Annotated in this window: 14 protein-coding genes and 1 riboswitch; of the genes, 7 read left to right on the plus strand and 7 right to left on the minus strand. The window is 65.0% G+C overall.

All coding sequences use genetic code 11. From position 1 onward, the window contains the following. Window positions 1-310: 310 nt before the first annotated feature. The 3 genes from ACGHJ7_RS03115 to ACGHJ7_RS03125 form a co-directional block, all read right to left on the minus strand. Complete coding sequence (locus ACGHJ7_RS03115) at window positions 311-2,251, minus strand: putative bifunctional diguanylate cyclase/phosphodiesterase (protein ID WP_390474520.1); 1,941 nt, start codon at window positions 2,249-2,251, stop codon at window positions 311-313. A gap of 126 nt (window positions 2,252-2,377) precedes the next feature. Then, window positions 2,378-2,701 (minus strand): hypothetical protein, encoded by a 324-nt coding sequence (locus ACGHJ7_RS03120; protein ID WP_390474521.1) that lies wholly within the window; start codon window positions 2,699-2,701, stop codon window positions 2,378-2,380. A 147-nt stretch (window positions 2,702-2,848) separates the two neighbouring features. Next, window positions 2,849-4,057 (minus strand): cell wall hydrolase, encoded by a 1,209-nt coding sequence (locus ACGHJ7_RS03125; RefSeq protein ID WP_390474522.1) that lies wholly within the window; start codon window positions 4,055-4,057, stop codon window positions 2,849-2,851. A gap of 182 nt (window positions 4,058-4,239) precedes the next feature. Further along, a riboswitch (cobalamin riboswitch) is annotated at window positions 4,240-4,446 on the plus strand. Between the two features lie 97 nt (window positions 4,447-4,543). On the opposite strand from ACGHJ7_RS03125, the gene ACGHJ7_RS03130 reads away from it, so the two are divergent. The 4 genes from ACGHJ7_RS03130 to ACGHJ7_RS03145 are packed head-to-tail and all read left to right on the plus strand — an operon-like array spanning window position 4,544 to window position 8,968. Continuing rightward, window positions 4,544-6,484 carry a TonB-dependent receptor plug domain-containing protein gene (locus ACGHJ7_RS03130; RefSeq protein WP_390474523.1) on the plus strand — a complete coding sequence of 647 codons (1,941 nt, stop codon included), beginning with the start codon at window positions 4,544-4,546 and terminating at the stop codon, window positions 6,482-6,484. Then, the gene (locus tag ACGHJ7_RS03135; RefSeq protein ID WP_390474524.1) at window positions 6,484-7,284 is read left to right on the plus strand and encodes an ABC transporter substrate-binding protein; all 801 of its coding nucleotides are present in this window, start codon (window positions 6,484-6,486) and stop codon (window positions 7,282-7,284) included. Before ACGHJ7_RS03130 ends, ACGHJ7_RS03135 begins: the two co-directional genes overlap by 1 nt. After that, window positions 7,281-8,243: a FecCD family ABC transporter permease gene (locus ACGHJ7_RS03140; protein WP_390474525.1), complete on the plus strand. Its 963-nt coding sequence runs from the start codon at window positions 7,281-7,283 to the stop codon at window positions 8,241-8,243. The genes ACGHJ7_RS03135 and ACGHJ7_RS03140 overlap by 4 nt, the downstream gene beginning before the upstream one ends. Beyond that, window positions 8,243-8,968: an ABC transporter ATP-binding protein gene (locus ACGHJ7_RS03145; RefSeq protein WP_390474539.1), complete on the plus strand. Its 726-nt coding sequence runs from the start codon at window positions 8,243-8,245 to the stop codon at window positions 8,966-8,968. Before ACGHJ7_RS03140 ends, ACGHJ7_RS03145 begins: the two co-directional genes overlap by 1 nt. A gap of 12 nt (window positions 8,969-8,980) precedes the next feature. Here ACGHJ7_RS03145 and ACGHJ7_RS03150 read toward each other — a convergent pair whose 3' ends face one another. Continuing rightward, on the minus strand, window positions 8,981-9,286 hold the full coding sequence (locus tag ACGHJ7_RS03150; RefSeq protein WP_390474526.1) for a hypothetical protein: 306 nt from the start codon (window positions 9,284-9,286) through the stop codon (window positions 8,981-8,983). 164 nt (window positions 9,287-9,450) lie between these two features. Between ACGHJ7_RS03150 and ACGHJ7_RS03155 the strand changes: the two genes are divergently transcribed. Then, complete coding sequence (locus ACGHJ7_RS03155) at window positions 9,451-9,741, plus strand: GCN5-related N-acetyltransferase (protein ID WP_390474540.1); 291 nt, start codon at window positions 9,451-9,453, stop codon at window positions 9,739-9,741. Between the two features lie 19 nt (window positions 9,742-9,760). On the opposite strand, the gene ACGHJ7_RS03160 is transcribed toward ACGHJ7_RS03155, so the two are convergent. From ACGHJ7_RS03160 to ACGHJ7_RS03170, 3 genes are all read right to left on the minus strand, one after another. After that, on the minus strand, window positions 9,761-11,944 hold the full coding sequence (locus ACGHJ7_RS03160) for a M3 family metallopeptidase (RefSeq protein ID WP_390474541.1): 2,184 nt from the start codon (window positions 11,942-11,944) through the stop codon (window positions 9,761-9,763). A gap of 238 nt (window positions 11,945-12,182) precedes the next feature. Then, on the minus strand, window positions 12,183-12,899 hold the full coding sequence (locus ACGHJ7_RS03165) for a hypothetical protein (RefSeq protein WP_390474527.1): 717 nt from the start codon (window positions 12,897-12,899) through the stop codon (window positions 12,183-12,185). Further along, complete coding sequence (locus ACGHJ7_RS03170; protein WP_390474528.1) at window positions 12,877-13,584, minus strand: lysozyme; 708 nt, start codon at window positions 13,582-13,584, stop codon at window positions 12,877-12,879. Before ACGHJ7_RS03170 ends, ACGHJ7_RS03165 begins: the two co-directional genes overlap by 23 nt. Window positions 13,585-14,139: 555 nt before the next feature. On the opposite strand from ACGHJ7_RS03170, the gene uvrA reads away from it, so the two are divergent. Both uvrA and ACGHJ7_RS03180 read left to right on the plus strand, forming a co-directional pair. After that, window positions 14,140-17,073: an excinuclease ABC subunit UvrA gene (gene uvrA, locus ACGHJ7_RS03175; RefSeq protein WP_390474529.1), complete on the plus strand. Its 2,934-nt coding sequence runs from the start codon at window positions 14,140-14,142 to the stop codon at window positions 17,071-17,073. A 58-nt stretch (window positions 17,074-17,131) separates the two neighbouring features. Next, a partial coding sequence (locus ACGHJ7_RS03180) for a ParA family protein (protein WP_390474530.1) occupies window positions 17,132-17,905 on the plus strand: 774 nt, incomplete at its 3' end.

Consider the following 17,905-nt stretch of genomic DNA (forward strand, 5'->3'; position numbering starts at 1 on the left):
TAAGCGTCCTTCCAACCGCGCGGGACGACGTTACGGGCATGGCGCAAGATACGCGGCCCATCAGCCGGTGACGCGCCAATTCGTCCCGCGAGGGAGCGCGCCCGGCAAACTCGGGTCATTCGACTAGGCCGCAGCCTGCACGATTGCAACCACCAAAGCTGCCGTTTCGCAGACTATCTTTGCAAATGGTTCGCAATTGCAATAAGGTCCCGAAATACAGACGCCAGACGCCTGCCCAATGCGATTACGCACGGGATCTGCAACGGGTTCCTGATGGACCGCGATGGCATGCGGCGAAGCGTTCGGCCGATCAGCCGGTTGCCTGCAAACCTCTGCCAATCGCAGACCCGTGTTCGCCCCGTTCCTGCGCCAGCAGCATGGCGGCGAGATAGTCCGGCACGGCACGGCTGAAATAATATCCTTGGCCCAGCGTGCAGCCGGCGGCGCGGACGGATTCGACCTGCTCGGCCTTTTCCAGCCCCTCGGCCACGATTTCCATGTCCAGCTGCGAGCCCAGTTCGGCCACGGCGTGGATGATGGCCTGCGTCTTGCGGCCGATATCGGGACCGGACACGAAGCTGCGATCTACCTTGATCTTCGAGAACGGATATTTGTTGATATAGCCGAGCGAGGAGTAGCCCGTCCCGAAATCGTCCATCGCGAACCGCACGCCCTTTGCGGAAAGGTCGCCGATGAACCGCTCGGTCGCGCTGTTGTCGTCGACGAGCACGCTTTCAGTGATTTCGAGTTCGAGACGGTGCGGGGCAAGCCCGGCCTCGCGCAGGGCGGCCATGATCCCCAGCGCCGCGCCCGGTGCCTTGATCTGCAGGGGCGACAGGTTGACGGCGACCGTCACGTCCTCCGGCCAACCGGCACAGACCTTCGCTGCCTGCTTCGTGATCCAGTTCCCCAGGGTGACGATGACGCCTGTCTCTTCCGCGACGGGAATGAACTGGTCGGGACGCAGCTCGCCCTTGACCGGGTGGAACCAGCGGACCAGCGCTTCGAAGGTGCGGATCTTGCCGGTCTGCAGATCGACGATCGGCTGGAAGAAGATCGACAGTTCGTCGCGCTGGATCGCGGCGCGCAGTTCCGCCTCGATCTCGCGCCTGTTGGCCAGATCGCGGGTCATGGACGGATCGAAGAACCGGCTGCGACCGCGCCCGCCCATCTTGGCATCGTACAGCGCGAGGTCGGCGTGCTGGAGCAGCGTGTCCGCATCCTCCCCGTCTTCCGGCATCAACGCGATGCCGATGGAGCAGCCGACCTCCAGCTGCTCGCGGTCGAATTCCATCGGACGATGAAGGTCGTCCAGGATCCGCACGGCCAGTGCCTCGCAGGCGGCGCGGTCGTCGACTTCGCTCACGATCACGAATTCGTCCCCGCCAAACCGCGAAACCGTGCTCCCGGCCGGCACGACCGATTGCAGCCGGTCTGCCGTTTTCGCCAGTACCCGGTCGCCCGTCTGGTGGCCCAGAAGGTCGTTGACCTCCTTGAAGCGGTCGAGATCCAGCCAGAAAAGCGCGATCTGCCGCTCTCGCGGGACATTCATGATGGCCTGCACCAGCGCGTGGTTCAGGCCGGCCCGGTTGGCGAGGCCCGTCACCACGTCGGTCCTGGCGAGGCGTTCCATCTTGGTCGCCATGGTGCGGCTGGCCTGCGCGTGCGCGATCGACTGGTAGATTGTCAGGAAGGTATTGCTGGTGATCGCCACCATGGCGAGCATCGCAAAAGGTATGGTTGCTGCCATCACGAGATACCCGGCTGATCCTTCGAGCAGGCCCCCGACACCAATGGGGACGAAACACAGGACCATCTGGCCCAGCGCAATCACGGGACGGCCTGCATTGCGTGCGGAAATTCCGGTCCCGTAGCACAGGGCGTGACCGACCAGCAGGACCTCGACGCCCGCGCCTGCGCCCATCACGATCGCCATTCCCGCCAGCAGGCCGAACAATCCCGCATAGGCGAATGCGCCAATCTCGTAGATCGTTTCCAGCTTGTCGGTGCTGTGCCGGGCGTTGTCCGGGTTGATGGCGAATGCCACGGCAACGCGGACCAGGGCAGCGACCGTCATCGCAACCGCGACTGCAGTAAAGACTGCATTCTGCACAAACCAGGCCGCAGCCAGGCTGACGAGAATGCCGTTGAACGCACCGATCGCAAGGCTGGATGGCTGGGTGTAGAGCGACGAAACGAGGGTCCGGCGGACCTGCTCGTTCATGGCGTCCGCGCCCAGCTTGCGGCTCACGACGTCACGCAGCCATCTGATCTTCTGCGTCGTTCGTATGACGCCCGGATTAGGGCGAAAGCGTCATTTTTCGGTTAATCGGCCGATAATGATTTTGCAAAATGGGTCATCGCTCTGGCACGCCGGTCAGGCGCAGGCGTCCAGCATCCTTTGCCGCATGGCCAGGCGGTCGGCCATGGGCCGGTCCAGTGCACGGCAAATCGAATGCCATTTCTCGAATTCGTCGCGCGCATCGCTCAGCAGTGCCCGTTCCGCCTTGGCAAAGGCGTGGTCTGCCGCACCCAGGCCATGCACCTGGAACTGCTCGAGCGCCGCGCGCAGCAATTTGTCGGTGTCGACGATCGCGCCGTCCAGATTGTCGTTCGCAGCCCGGCCCCGCGCGCGGCGGGCCAGGGCGCGGGCGACGGGGGACCATGTCCGGCGGCGGGCGGCGGCGAAACGGATCGACATGATGTATGGCTTTCTACGACGTGATCTATCGGGCTGCGAAGCGATGGAGCCTGTCGGCAGCCGGGGCGGGGACTGTCTTAGGGATAGGGGGCTAAGCACCTGTTTCCGCTTAAGGTTATGCGGCCATTAAGCTTTGCGTGAAGGTGGTTATTGGCCCGCATTCCCGCCGTTTCCGGCGCCCGGTTTCCATTGTCCGGCATTGGCGTATTCGGGGCGTACGGCCCCTGCGCCCGGCAGTTTCTCTGCGGTGAACTGTGCATCCCCGCCCGCCGCTTCTACCTGCGCGGTGTAGACCGGTGGCGGCGCGCGCCGTCCCGCCTCCGCTGCGGCCTTCGCGCGGGCTTCCTCGTAAGCGCGGGCCAGCGCGACCGGATCGGTTGCGGCAGGTGTCTGCGCCATGTCGGCAGCCGATGCAGGCAGGGGCTCCGCACTCCGGGGGGAGGGGCGCGGAATGCGCTCGCCGCCGACATAGGCAGTGCGGAACGCGCCGGGCCGGCCCGCGCTGCCTTTCCAGCGATAGAAGCGGTGCGCGCCGATCGTGCCGATATGGTCGAGGCTGCTGGCCCAGTAGGGATTGATCCACGTCGTGTGGTAATGCGTGGCATAGCCCACAGGCGTGTAGACATCGCCTGCCAGCGCCTCTGCCGCGACGCGCCGCGCACGGGCCCAGCCGCTGGCCGACGGCTTCCGCGCCATGCTGCCGTCGCAGGTGAAGGTGAACTGGCAGCCGGTCCGCCGTTCGCTGCCCTGATAGACGACGCCGCACACGCTGGCGGGGTAGGTCGGATGCATCACGCGGTTGAGCACGACCTGGGCGACCGCCTTCTGTCCGCCCGTGCTCTCGCTTGCCGCTTCGTAATAGACCGCCTGCGTCAGGCATTGGAGCGCACGCGCCTTGTCGAGGCCGGTCCCGCCGGAACGGAAAGCGCGCGCCGCCGGCCCGGCATCGCGGATTTCGACAGCCCGTGCCGGGTCGCCGGACATGACTTCGAGAGGATTGAAGACGTCCACCCCGTCGGCCAGCGTTCCCGAACCGAAACCTGCACCGGGCCGGGTGTCGAGCGGCCGGGACTGGACAGCCAGATCCGGTGTATCGTCGAGGTAGTAGAACGCCGATCCGGGGAAGCTGCTGCCAGCCTCTTCGAACGGCATTGGGGTGACCGCCGCCGGTTCGGCCTGTTCGGCTTCCGGTCTGAAGGCGCGCCATTCGCCCGGAGCTGCGAAGGCCGGCACACCGACTGCCGCCGCCAGGATGAGCGCGGCCCGCGACTTGGGGCCCAGCCGCTTGCCATCGACCCTGCGCGAGGCGCGGGGGCCTGTAAGGGTGGGGGCAGGAGCGGTGGAGCGAGGGGTCAAACGGATATCCGGTGCTTGGCTTCGTGGGGGTAGGCGTAACTAGGGGCAACCAGCTTCCCGCACGAGCGCAGTATTGGGCCCGTCCCCTAGAGGGACAGACCGGATTGCGCGCTTAAGATTCAGGGTAAGGAGCGGGTTAACGCCTGCCGCGGCCGCTTGCACCGGACGCCTGCCGGGGCTAGGGGCGCAGGCCTGTCATGGGTGCCGTGCGAAAGCGCGGCTAAGAGGGAAAGGGGTGAGCGGGCCGTCCGGCCGGCAAATCCCCTGCTGCCCCCGCAACTGTGACCGGGAAGGCGCGCTCCCACAATGCCACTGTCCACCGGGCGGGAAGGCGGGGGCGGGCCGATGATCCGGGAGCCAGGAAACCTGCCTGTAGACAGTCGCTTGAGCCGCGGGCGGGGTGCACCGACGGCAACGGATCGATGGGCAGACCGCAAGGGTCTGTCCGCCGTCATGGGCGACGCTTGTGCTTGTGACGGAGGTATCGTGCGTAAATTCCTGTATTTCGGCTGTTGTCTGGCGGCCCTGACTGCTCCCCTATCCGCTCAGGAGCGCGCTGTTTCCCGCGAACGGATCGTCGATCAGGACGGCAATCTTGCCGGCATCATAGAACGCGAATCCACCCGTCCGCTCATCACGGTCACTGCCACCGGCACCCCGATAGAGATCGAGGATACCGGCCAGGCGGTCACCATCATCGAGCGCGAGGAAATCGAGGCCGTGCAGGGCGCGGACATCGCCCGCATCCTGCGCCGCGCGCCGGGCGTAAGTCTCAGCCGCAATGGCGGGCCCGGTGCGTTCACCTCGCTGCGGGTAAGGGGGGCGCAGGGCGAGCAGGTGCTGGTGCTGGTCGACGGGGCGCGGGTGTCCGATCCCGCCTCGCCTTCAGGCGGGTTTGATTTCGGCACGCTGCTGCCCGGCACCATAGCCTCGATCGACCTGCTGCGCGGTTCCAATTCGGTCATCTGGGGATCCGATGCCATCGGCGGCGTCCTGTCGGCCTCGACCCGCGCGGAAACGGGCGTCCAAGGCAGCGTGGAATACGGCGCACGCGACAGCCTGACGGGCACTCTGGCAGGCGGCGTGGAAACGGATCGCGGCTTTGTCGGGGCCGCTGCGGGCTACGCGCGGACCGACGGTTTCTCCGCCGCCGCAAGCGGCACGGAAGCCGACGGTTTCGAGCAGATCGCCCTGACCGCGCGCGGGACCTATTACGTCACCGACACGGTCGATGCCTTTGCCAGCGTTCGCTACGCGGCGGGCGAGCTGGAAATCGACGGCTTCCCCGCGCCGCTTTTCGCGCTGGCCGACACGGCGGAGTACCAGGAGACCGAGCAGCTCTCCGGCTCGCTCGGCCTGTCGCGCGATACCGGGCCGTTGTTCTTGCAGGCGCGCTATTCCTTCGCCGACACCGCGCGGGACAATTTCGACCCGGCCTTCGGTGACACCCCCGGCTTCACCAGCGACGGGCATTCGGACCGCGTCGACCTGCGCGGCGAATGGCGACCCATCGGCCCGCTGATCGTCAATTTCGGCGGTGAGGGCGAGTGGACCAGCTACGAAACGCTGTTCGACCCGGGTGAGGATACACGCATCCTCGGCGCCTACGCACAGGCGGGAATCGAGTTCGGCGCGATTTCGGGCCATATCGGCCTGCGGCACGACGACCACGCGATCTTCGGCGGAGCGACCAGTTTCGGCGCGGATCTCAGCTATGAGATCGCGCAGGACGTGCGCCTTCGTGCCAGCGTCGGGGAGGGGTTCAAGGCGCCCAGCCTGTTCCAGCTATTCTCCGATTTCGGCAATCCTTCGCTGGCCCCCGAAAAAAGCACCGGCTTCGACCTCGGCCTCGCGTGGAAGGATCGCACCGCGCCGTTCCATGCCGGTGTCACCTTGTTCCGCCGCGACAGCGAGGACCTGATAGATTTCGTTTCCTGCTTCGGCGTGACCGGCGGCATCTGTACAGGTCGCCCGTTCGGGACGTATGACAATGTCGACCGCGCGCGGGCGCAGGGCGTCGAACTGGAAGCGGGGGCGCGGCTGGGCCCGCTGCAATTGCGCGGGGTCTACGCCTTCATCGACACCGAGGACCGCACGAGCGGGGCCGTGACGCAGGGCAATCGCCTTGGTCGCCGTCCGCGCCATGCAGCGACGGTCAGCGGCGATCTGGACCTTGGCGCACCGCTGCTCGGCTTCGAACTGCGCTACGTCTCGAGCGCCTTCGACGATGCGTTCAATAGCGTCCGGCTGGACGATTACCTGTTGCTTGACCTGCGCGCCGAAGTGGATGTGGGCGAACTGGCAAGCGGCGCGCCGCTGACCGTGTTCGGACGGGTCGAGAACGTGACCGACGCGGACTACCAGACCGCCGCAGGCTACGCCCAGCCGGGCCGGGGCGTCTTCGCCGGGGTACGGGCGAAGTTCTGATGCGCGCATGGGCGACCCTGCTTGCTGCTGCTCTGCTTGGTGGTTGCGGCGGGAAGCCTGCGAGCGAGGTGGGTGAGCCTCTCCGCATTGTCAGCCTGAACCCGTGCGCCGATGCGATCCTTGCCGAAATCGCGCCTGAGCGGCTGGCCGCGGTATCGCATTACAGCCACGATCCGCAGGCGACCTCGATGGATGTGGATCTTGCGAGGCAGTTCCCCGCCACGGGCGGCACGGTGGAGGAAGTGCTGGCACTCGGTCCCGACGTGGTGATCGCATCGAGCTTCCTTGCGCCTGCCACGCGGGCAGCCTTCGCCGATCTCGGCATTCGGGTCGAAACGGTAGGCATCGCGTCTTCGCTCGAAGAGAGCATGGAGCAGGTCCGTTCCCTCGCGGAGGTCGCTCAGGCTGGGCCCGCCGGGGAGGCGCTGGTCGAGCGAATGCAAGAGAGATGGGCGGAGGCGGCCCGGGATGGGCCGCAAGTCTCGGTCGTCCTCTGGCAACCGGGCGGCATCGTGCCGGGCGATGGCGCGCTGGTCTCGCAAATGATGCGGCAGGCGGGATTTGCGAGCCATTCCGCCGCGCGGGGCCTCGGGCAGGCGGATTACCTGCCGCTGGAAGCGATGCTGGCGGATCCTCCGGACCTGCTGCTGGTTGCGGGCCGGGAACGCTCGCAATCGCATGCAGCCTTGGAGGCTTTGCCGGAGATGCGGGTGGAGCGGTTCGATCCCGCGCTCCTTTATTGCGGTGGACCGACGATTCCCCGCGCGCTGGCGCGGCTTGACGAAGTGCGCGGAAAATGACCCGCGCCGTCCTGATCCTGCTGGCCTTGCTGGCCATCGCCTTCCCGCTTTCGCTGCTCGCCGGGCGCGTCTGGATCGATCCGGCGAGCACCCCCAATGCCGCAATCATTCTGGCCGAGCTGCGGCTGCCGCGCGGGTTGCTGGCGATGGTCGTCGGGGCGGGGCTTGGCGCTGCCGGGGCGGCCATGCAGGGCTATCTGCGCAATCCGCTGGCCGATCCCGGACTGTTCGGCATAGCGCCCGGCGCGGCGCTGGGAGCGGTGGCGAGTTTCTGGCTGGGCTATCAGGCCGGCTGGTGGGCCTTGCCTGCGCTGGCACTGGCAGGCGGCGCGGGGGCGATGGCGCTGCTGGCGCTGATCGCAGGACGAACGGGCGGGATCGCCCTGTTCACGCTGGCCGGCCTCATGATCGCCAGCCTGGCCGGGGCACTGACTTCGCTCGCCATCAGCCTTGCTCCCAATGCCTTTGCCATGAGCGAGATCGTGACCTGGCTGATGGGCGCGCTGACCGATCGCGGATGGCGCGATGTCTGGCTGGCCGCTCCGCTGACGCTCGCGGGGATTGCGCTGCTGGCCTTTGCGGGCCGCGATCTCGACGCCCTGACACTGGGCGATGCGGCAGCGCGAAGCATGGGGGTGGATACCGCGCGCCTGCTCTGGCTGCTGATTGCAGGCATCGGGCTGACCGTCGGGAGCGGCGTGGCGGTGGCGGGGATCATCGGGTTCGTCGGCCTGATCGTGCCGCACCTGGTCCGTCCGCTGACCGACAGACGCCCGTCCTCGCTCCTGCTGCCGAGCGCGCTGGCGGGCGCGCTTCTGGTGCTGGTGGCGGACAGCGTCGTGCGCGTCTTGCCGCTGGTGACGGAGCTGCGGCTCGGCATCGCGCTCAGCCTGATCGGCGCGCCGTTCTTCCTGTGGCTGCTGCTGAAGATGCGGCGCGGCGCGCTGGGGGGCGTGTGATGCTGTCGGCGGAGAAATTGAGCCTTGCGGGGCGGCTGGACGGCGTGTCTGCCGCGCTGGAAATCGGAAAGGTGACGGCGATCTGCGGGCCGAACGGGGCGGGCAAGTCGACCCTGCTGTCCTGCCTGGCCGGGACAGAACTGCCGCAGGCGGGCCGCGTCATGCTGGGGCAGGACGATCTTAACCGCCTGCCGGCACGCATACGCGGAAAACGTCTCGGCTATCTGCCGCAAGCCCCTGAGATTGCATGGGACATTGCGGCAAAGGCTTTGGTGCGGCTCGGCCGCCTGCCGCACCGTGACAGGGGCGATGCGGCTGTGGAGCGCGCGATTGCGGCCCTCGATCTGGAGGCATTGCGCCACCGCCCCGCGTCGCAATTGTCGGGCGGCGAAAGGGCGCGCGTCCTGCTGGCCCGGGTGCTGGCCGGCGAGCCCGAATGGATACTGGCCGACGAACCGCTGGCCGCGCTTGACCTGGCGCACCAGATATCGCTGCTGCGCATGTTACGTGCGCGCGCCGACGCCGGGACAGGCGTCGTCATGGTTGTGCACGACCTGTCGCTGGCGATGAACCATGCGGACCGGGTGATCGTTCTCGACCGGGGCCGCGTGGTGGCCGATGGCCAGCCGGAAGACGCTCTGTCGCCCGAAAACCTGCGCGCGGTCTGGCAGGTCGAGGCGCGCTGGCTGGGGGAAGCGCACGCCCGTGCGTTGACCGTTTCCTAGCGACTTCGCGTCCTACCGCGCGCAATACCGCGTATCGCCAGCGCGGCACATCTTTACCGCATGGCGCCACTCGGCCATTTCCCGCTCATATTGTGCGAGGCGTGTCTCCTGTTCGCGGCGCTGCTCCGCCCAGCGTGCGTCGCGTTCACGGACATAGGCCAGTTGCTCGCGGTTGAGCTTGCGGATCATCGCCGCATCGCGTTCGCGAGCCTCGCGGCTCTGCATGTCCGGATCCCTCGGATCGTCGGCCGTTGCGGCGACCGGACATAACGACAGGCCAAGGGCGATGGCCCCGGCAATCGAATAGCGATTTTTCATGATGCGAACCCCTTACCGTCCTGCATCCGGCATTAGCCCCGGTGCGTTGCCGCATTCCATACACAAAAGGTAAACCGCGGTGTCTCCGTCGTGGCAGGATCACGTTTCGCCGCAAGACGATGCGCGCCGGGCACATCGGGCGTTGCCCGGGCGTTGAGGTGCGTATGGAAAGGCAGGCGCTGCAGGACAGGTGGTTCCAACTCACCCGTGAGGTGATGCCGTCGCTGGCGGATGAGCGTGGCTGGCCGGTGCGGTTCGATCATTGCTTCCAGCGCATCCTGCTGGATCATGCCGCGGGCGGCCCGTGGCGGGAGCATATCGAGGCTCCGGCTTACGCCAGGGCAAGCGACGCGCAACTTCGCGCCGCCATAGCGCTGGGAGAAAAAGCAGTGGCGGGCGAGGCGGACCTTGCCGCGCTCAACCGCCGGTCGCTGGAATGGCGCGGCAAGCTGTAACGCCCGCCGCGCCTGTTCCTTACTTCGTGCCGACGCTGCCCGCCGGGAGCGCGCCGTCCGACGTATCGAGCGCGTCGGTATCGCCTGCGACCAGCCCGCGCGCTTCCAGCATCGGGGTGACGTCGGGCTGGCGACCGGCGAAGTTCTCGAACATCTCGAAATAGTCCATCGTGCCGCCACGGCTGAGCACGGTGTCGCGCTGGTGCTGGCCGTTTTCGCGCGTCAGGCCGCCATTCTCCAAGAACCATTTGCGGCTGTCGCGGTCCAGCATCTCGGTCCACAGATAGCTGTAATACCCGCTGGAATAACCCGTCGGGCTGCTGAAGATGTGGTTGAAATAGCTGCTGCGATAGCGCGGCGGGACGAGGCCGATTTCGAGGCCCAGTTCCTCCAGCGCATTGCGCTCGAACGCGTCGACCTGTTCGGGCGTGGTAATCGCAGCTGCTTCGGCCGGCGAGAGGGCATGCCATTTCATGTCGAGCAGGGCGGCTTCCACTACCTCGCCGAAATCGTAGCCCTGGTTGAACTTCGCCGCGGCCTCGATCTTCTCGATCAGTTCCGCCGGGATCGTCTCGCCCGTCTGGTAGTGCTTGGCATAGTTCTGCAGCACTTCGGGATAGGTCGCCCACAGCTCGTTCACCTGGCTGGGATATTCCACGAAGTCGCGCGCGGTCGCCGTGCCCGAGAGCGAGGCGTATTTCTGGTCCGCGAAGAAGCCGTGCAGCGCATGGCCGAATTCGTGGAACAGCGTGTTGACGTTGTCGAAGCTGACCAGCTGCGGCTCGCCTTCACCTGCCTGCGGGATGTTGAGCACATTGTAGATGACCGGCTTCGTTCCGTAGAGATAGCTCTGGTCGACGAAGTTGCTCATCCATGCGCCGCCACGCTTGGACGGGCGCTGGAACGGGTCGAAATAGAAGATGCCGAGCTGGGTGCCGTCTTCCTCGAACACGTCGTAGGTCGTCACGGTCGGGTGATAGACCGGCAGGTCGGTGCGCTGGCGGAACGTCAGGCCGTAGAGCTTGTTCGCGGCGAAGAAGACGCCGTTTTCCAGCACGTTCGTCAGCTCGAAATACGGCTTCACCGCATTCTCGTCCAGGTCGTAGCGTTCCTTGCGGACCATCTCGGCATAGCGATACCAGTCCGACGGCTTGACCTCGAAATCGCCGCCTTCCTCGGCGATTTTCTCGTTCAGCAGGGCAGCCTCGCGCCGCTGTGTCGCGGCGAGGGCGGGGACCATCTGTTCCATGAAGTCGAGCGCGGTCTGCGGGTTCTTCGCCATGCGGTCGTACATGACATAGCTCGCCCAGTCGGGTTGGCCGAACAGGGCGGCCTTCTGCGCGCGCAGCGACGCGATTTCGGCAATCAGGGCGCGGGTGTCGTTTTCCCCGCCCTGGTCGGCGCGGTTGTAGGACAGCATGAACAGCTTTTCGCGAACATCGCGGTTCTCGAGGGCCGGCAGGCTGGGCTGCTGGGTGGTGTTCTGCAGGGCGATGGCGAACTTGCCCGGCATGCCCTTTTCCGCCGCCAGCTTCGCTGCCGCATCGATTTCGCTGTCCGACAGGCCGGCCAGCTCCTCGCGCGTGTCGACGATCAGGGCATTGTCGACCGTCGCTTCGCGCACGCGCTGGCCGAATTCGGTGGTGATTTCGGACAGGCGGGTGTTGATCGCCTTGACCTCGGTCTTCTGCGCGTCGGTCAGCATCGCGCCGGCCTGCACCATGCCTTCATAAGTCTCTTCCAGCAGGACCGCGTCCTCGCGCTCCATCGCCATGGCGGCGCGGTTGTCGTAGACCTGCTTCACCCGGGCGAACAGCACCGGGTCGAGCGTGATGGCATCGGAATGCGCGCTCAGCTTCGGGCCGATCTCGGCCTGCACGGCGTCGAGCGTGTCGTTGGTGTTGGCGCCCGTCAGCGCGAAGAACATGGTGGCGACGCGCCCCAGCTGGCGACCGGAAGTTTCCAGCGCCACGATGGTGTTCTCGAAGGTCGGCGCCTCGGGATTGTCGCGGATCGCAGCAATCTCGACATTGTGGAGCGCCATCGCCTGTTCGAAGGCGGGCAGGTAATCATCGTCGGAAACTTGCGTGAAATCGGGCGCCTGCAGCGGCAGCGAACTGGCGTTCGCAAAATAGCCGGTCGCTTCGGGCATTGCGGTATCGTCTGCCATCGGGGCCTCCATCGTGTCGCCCGCCGATGCCATCTGGGTATCTGTCACGGTGGAACAGCCGGCAAGGAGCGCAGCGCCCAGCACGGTGGGCGCAGCGCCCGTGAACAGGGGGCGGTTGAAGATACGGGTTTTCATGAAAAGGTCTCTCTCCGAAAGGATAATGTCTGCAACGCGCCGCGGGTCCGGGCCGCGCGCGGGGTTGATCCGTGTGTTAGCTGGGGCAGGTTGAACCGCAGATTGATTGCAAATGCAACCGGGCTGCAGGGGGCGGTTATTCGCCCGGCGTGCCTTGCGCCTCGACCAGTGCCTGCCGGTTGATGGTGCGTATTTGCGGGACGCCGCCGGTCTCCCCGGTCGCCAGCCAGATGCCGCCAAGCGCGAGGAACGCACCCTGGTCCGGGACCACGGTGACCTGCGAAAGGTCGGCCTTCGCAAGGACGGACAGGACATCGGGCGCGAAGATGGAATCGAGATCATCTTCGATGCGCGAGCCGTCCGTATAAGAGGTCCGCTTTCCCTCCCGGTCGATGAAGGTCAATTCCGGTGCCAGCATTTGCGCCAGCGCCGCCCGATCATCGGCCGCAGCAGCCTTGTTCATCCTTTTCAGCGACAGATCGAGCTGGCTGGGGCTGGTCCCCACTCCGCAGCTGATCGTGCCGCCTTCTACCGCATCGTTCGCGCGGTCAAATTGCACATCGGGCGAAGGGGCAGCATCCCAGACGAGCAGAAGGCAACTGGTTGCACCACCGGAGCGTCCGGGGGCTGCGTTCGATGTTTCCCGCAGCGCGCGGCGCTGCGTATTCTGCGCGTTGTCCGAACCTGCAGTCATGCCGGCGAACTGGTCGCCCTGCGGGGCTTGCGAACAGCCCATCACTATCAGGAGGGCGAGCGATGCGCTGGCGGCGGAAAGGCGTCGCTGGCCCTTCGGCATGCCGGTACGGGTCCGGCTGGAAAGATGCGTGGAATCAGGCAGGGCGCGGATTCTCATAGTTTGCGTTCATGAATATCGCGGCACGCCTTTCGCTGCGATGGATGAGGCCGCCAGCAACCGCACCTCCGGCAGTGGTGTAGTTCAGTTCGTCGGCAATCGCGCCATAATTCGCATTGGCGATTGCGGTGTTGAGACGCGGACTGCGGCCTTCCGATACCCCGCCTTCACCGACATTGAAAACAAGATCGACCAGCGCATCGAACTCGTGCTGATAGACGTCGAGACCGTCCAGCAGGCGCACGACGCCCGCTTCGGCCTTTTTCAAATCGCTGGTCAGGAACTGCATCGCACGCTCGTGCGAGATGGTATCGCCCACGGACAGATTGTCCTGCGGCAGAACCAGATGCCCGACGCCAACGGTCGGATAGCCCGCAACATCACGGTAGACGGTGTATCTGACACCCTCTTCCTCGACGAGCGCCTGCTTGAACTTCTCGCTCGACGTAATGTACGCGGCATTGATCCGCATCACTTCCGCGTTGCGGGCTGCCATGTCATCATAGGAAAATTCATCGGCGAGCTCTGCCAGCGCTGCATCCAGCGTCGCAGAGCTAGGCGCCGTGTTTCCGATGGTGGCGAGGGCCATACCGGCAGCGGCCAGGCTGACCGGGACGCCGCGAAGCGATCCGCCACGCCAGCTTTCGCGGACACGCCGCGACCTGTTCTTCAGCCCGGATTTCATTCGGTCACGCTTCCCCTGACGGCGATTGCCGAAATCGGGTCCGCCATGGGCACGTGTCCTGCGATGTGTTTCGGAATAGGAGGTTATGTCCTGCCCCTTCCGGAGCGCTTTTGGTTGCGCGCTCTCCCTGTTTTCTGGTTCTGCATTTCTATCCGTTCGTTGTTCGTTGCGTCAGGCCTTACTCCGATTGAGTGCCCCGGCGCGCATCGCAGCGGGGATTTGCCTTGATATTATTGAATTAACTCATGGAGGGCCGGGAAAGGTCCACGGTTCACCGCGCCCGGGGGACCGGTCGTCCTCTCGAACGTGCGCCAGCGGGTGATGCACAAGGAGGGCATCGGGATGCGCCGGAACCGGTACGCGGGGCGTTCCGTTTGGACCGATCGAAAGGCAAGGCCGTGTGGACAAGAGGCGCGACTCCGGTGGTTGTCCGCCGCGCAATCCTCCCCATCTAGCGCACCTGCACTCGTTTTTGCGGCCCGTTTCGCGGCCCTGATCCAGCCTAACGCCGTCGGTCCTTGACAGGCGTGAACACAACAGGAACACAGCGTCCCCATGGCACTTACAAAGATTTCCGTGCGGGGCGCCCGCGAACACAACCTCAAGGGCGTCGATATCGACCTGCCGCGCGATGCGCTGATCGTGATCACCGGGCTTTCCGGTTCGGGCAAGTCGAGCCTCGCTTTCGATACCATCTATGCCGAGGGGCAGCGGCGCTATGTCGAGAGCCTGAGCGCCTATGCGCGCCAGTTCCTGGAGATGATGCAGAAGCCCGATGTCGAGCATATCGACGGGCTCTCGCCTGCGATCTCGATCGAGCAGAAGACCACCAGCCGCAACCCGCGCTCGACCGTGGCGACGGTGACCGAGATCTACGACTACATGCGCCTGCTATGGGCGCGGGTCGGCGTTCCCTATTCGCCCGCGACCGGCCTGCCGATCGAGGCGCAGACCGTCTCCAACATGGTCGACCGGGTGATGGAGCTGCCCGAAGGCACAAGGCTCTACCTTCTCGCCCCAGTCGTGCGCGGGCGGAAGGGCGAATACCGCCGCGAACTGGCCGAATGGCAGAAGGCCGGTTTCACCCGCGTGCGGATCGACGGCGAACTCTACGCCATCGAGGACGCGCCCACGCTCGACAAGAAGTTCAAGCACGACATCGAGGTGGTGGTGGATCGCCTTGCCGTGAAGGAAGGGCTTGAGTCGCGGCTCGCCGACAGTTTCGAGACCGCGCTCAAGCTGGCCGATGGCCTCGCCTATGTGGACCTGGCGGATGGCGTAGTGCCCGGACGCGAGGAGGAAGGGGCCGGCGGTGGCGCGATGAAAGGCGCTGGCCTCCCCGCCAACCGCATAGTCTTTTCCGAACAGTTCTCCTGCCCCGTATCGGGCTTCACCATCGAGGAAGTCGAGCCGCGCCTGTTCTCCTTCAACGCGCCGCAGGGGGCTTGCCCGACCTGCGACGGGATCGGGGAAAAGCAGCTGTTCGACCCGCAGCTTGTCGTGCCGAACGAGGCGCTTTCGCTGAAGAAGGGTGCGGTGGTGCCCTGGGCGAAGTCGAACCCGCCATCGCCCTATTACATGCAGGTGCTGGGCAGCCTCGCGAAGGAATACGGTTTCGACCTGACCACGCCGTGGGAGGAGCTGGGCGAAGCAAACCAGTCCGTCATCCTCCACGGCACGAAGGGCAAGCGCGTGCCGCTGACCTTCAAGGACGGGCGCAAGCAGTACACGGTGAACAAGCCGTTCGAAGGCGTTATCGGCAATCTTAACCGGCGGATGTTGCAGACCGAGAGCGCGTGGATGCGCGAGGAGCTGTCCAAGTTCCAGACCGCGCAGCCTTGCGAGACCTGCGGCGGCAAGCGGCTGAACGAAAAAGCCTTGTCGGTGAAGATCCCGGGGCCGCCTACAGGAGATGGGGCCGGCGTCACCGACATTGCCACACCGACCAAGATGAGCGTCAGCGATGCGAAGGACTGGTTCCTCGGCCTCGACGAACACCTGACCGAGCAGCAGTCGCAGATCGCGCGCGCCATCCTGAAAGAAATCAACGAGCGGCTGGGCTTCCTCGACAATGTCGGGCTCGATTATCTCAATCTCGACCGCACCAGCGGCACGCTCAGCGGCGGGGAAAGCCAGCGCATCCGTCTCGCCAGCCAGATCGGCAGCGGGCTGTCGGGCGTGCTCTACGTGCTCGACGAGCCGAGCATCGGCCTCCACCAGCGCGACAACGACCGGCTGCTGGAGACGCTGAAACGCCTGCGCGATCTCGGCAACACGGTGATCGTGGTCGAGCATGACGAGGACGCCATCCGCCAGGCCGACCACGTGGTCGATCTGGGCCCCGGCGCGGGCGTGCGCGGGGGCGAGGTGGTGGCGCAGGGCACGCTGAAACAGGTGCTGAAATCGAAGAAGTCGCTCACCGCCGACTACCTCACCGGGCGGCGCGAAATCGCGGTCCCGGCAGAGCGGCGCAAGGGCAACGGGCACAAGCTCACCGTCCACAACGCGCGGGCGAACAATCTGCAGAACGTCACCGCCAGCCTGCCGCTCGGCACCTTCACCTGCATCACCGGGGTCAGCGGCAGCGGCAAGTCCAGCTTCACCATCGACACGCTGTATGCCGCCGCCGCGCGCACGCTCAACAACGCCCGCGTGGTGGCAGGCGCGCACGACAAGGTCACCGGCCTCGAATATTGCGACAAGGTGATCGAGATCGACCAGTCGCCCATCGGCCGCACCCCGCGCTCCAACCCGGCAACATACACCGGCGCCTTCACCCAGATCCGCGACTGGTTCGCCGGCCTGCCCGAGGCGCAGGCGCGCGGGTACAAGCCCGGCCGCTTCAGCTTCAACGTGAAGGGCGGCCGGTGCGAGGCGTGCCAGGGCGACGGCCTGATCAAGATCGAGATGCACTTCCTGCCCGACGTCTACGTCACCTGCGAGGAATGCGGCGGCAAGCGCTACAACCGAGAAACGCTGGAGGTGAAGTTCAAGGGCCACTCCATCGCCGACGTGCTGGACATGACGGTGGAGGACGCGGAAACCTTCTTCAAGGCCGTGCCCCCGATCCGCGACAAGATGCACATGCTGAACGAGGTGGGGCTGGGCTACGTCAAAGTCGGCCAGCAGGCGACCACCCTGTCAGGCGGAGAGGCGCAGCGGGTGAAGCTCGCCAAGGAACTGTCGAAGCGCAGCACCGGCCAGACGCTCTACATCCTCGACGAGCCCACCACCGGCCTGCATTTCGAGGACGTCCGTAAACTCCTCGAAGTGCTCCACCGGCTGGTGGACCAGGGGAATTCCGTGGTGGTGATCGAGCACAACCTCGACGTGATCAAGACTGCCGACCACGTGCTGGACCTCGGCCCCGACGGCGGTGTGCGTGGCGGGCAGGTTGTTGCGGAAGGGACGCCGGAGGATGTTGCTGCGGTGGAGGGGAGTTATACGGGGCGGTATCTCAAGCCGATGCTGCAGCGGGCGATGGAGTGAGCTTGCCAAAACGCAGGAAATCGAGAAGGTGGGTTTTGGTAGCCGATAGGGGGATGAATTGCCAGTTGTTTCGTTTGTTAACATGAAGGGTGGAGTGGGTAAGACCACCTTGGCTGTAAATGTGGCCGATGCATTGAATCGAAGGCACGATCTCAGCGTGCTGCTGGTCGACTTAGATCCACAATTTAACGCGACGCAGTGCTTGTATAGCGGCGAAGATTATCTTGCAGAGGTCAAGAACGGCGCAGATACGATCGTCGATATTTTTCGCGACGCAGCAACGGATCATATCGACCCGGTTGAGGGTACCAAGAAGAAGGTCACGAAGAATTTTAAGTCGGTCAAACCGTGGACTTTTCGAGAGGGTTTTGACCTAATTCCGGGGAACCTTGGAATCTATCGTTTGGATATGGGAAACGGCCAAGGGCGCGAATTGCGGCTGCGGCGATACCTCTCTCAAGACTTCATTAGTGAGTATGACTACGTAATTGTCGATACCCCTCCGACGCCCAGTCACTATATGAACGCTGCGCTTCTCGCTAGCGACTTCTATTTGTTACCGGTTAAACCGGAGCCACTGTCACGAGTGGGGATCGACCTTCTTTCAGGTGTTATACAAACTGTGTCCGAGAACCATGACCACGAGATAGAGTGTGCAGGCGTCGTAATCACCATCGCTGATCGACGCACGAAGGTCTACAAAGACGCAATCGAGTATCTTGATAGCAACCAGACTTGGAAGGGTATGCGATATGAGGCAGCGCTCCCATCTAGAACCGCGGTCGCTCGTGGACAGGGTGAACAGCAACTTATTCTAGATACACAAGAAGAA

Origin of the sequence: Altererythrobacter sp. MTPC7 (assembly GCF_042851395.1) — a bacterium.
GTDB lineage: Bacteria > Pseudomonadota > Alphaproteobacteria > Sphingomonadales > Sphingomonadaceae > CAJXSN01.

Coding starts and splice junctions, on each gene's coding strand:
- ACGHJ7_RS03120 (WP_390474521.1), bottom strand. CDS start 2,701: ATGTCGATCCGTTTCGCCGCCGCCCGCCGCCGGACATGGTCCCCCGTC.
- ACGHJ7_RS03135 (WP_390474524.1), top strand. CDS start 6,484: ATGCGCGCATGGGCGACCCTGCTTGCTGCTGCTCTGCTTGGTGGTTGC.
- ACGHJ7_RS03140 (WP_390474525.1), top strand. CDS start 7,281: ATGACCCGCGCCGTCCTGATCCTGCTGGCCTTGCTGGCCATCGCCTTC.
- ACGHJ7_RS03145 (WP_390474539.1), top strand. CDS start 8,243: ATGCTGTCGGCGGAGAAATTGAGCCTTGCGGGGCGGCTGGACGGCGTG.
- ACGHJ7_RS03150 (WP_390474526.1), bottom strand. CDS start 9,286: ATGAAAAATCGCTATTCGATTGCCGGGGCCATCGCCCTTGGCCTGTCG.
- ACGHJ7_RS03155 (WP_390474540.1), top strand. CDS start 9,451: ATGGAAAGGCAGGCGCTGCAGGACAGGTGGTTCCAACTCACCCGTGAG.
- ACGHJ7_RS03160 (WP_390474541.1), bottom strand. CDS start 11,944: ATGGCATCGGCGGGCGACACGATGGAGGCCCCGATGGCAGACGATACC.
- ACGHJ7_RS03165 (WP_390474527.1), bottom strand. CDS start 12,899: ATGAGAATCCGCGCCCTGCCTGATTCCACGCATCTTTCCAGCCGGACC.
- ACGHJ7_RS03170 (WP_390474528.1), bottom strand. CDS start 13,584: ATGAAATCCGGGCTGAAGAACAGGTCGCGGCGTGTCCGCGAAAGCTGG.
- uvrA (WP_390474529.1), top strand. CDS start 14,140: ATGGCACTTACAAAGATTTCCGTGCGGGGCGCCCGCGAACACAACCTC.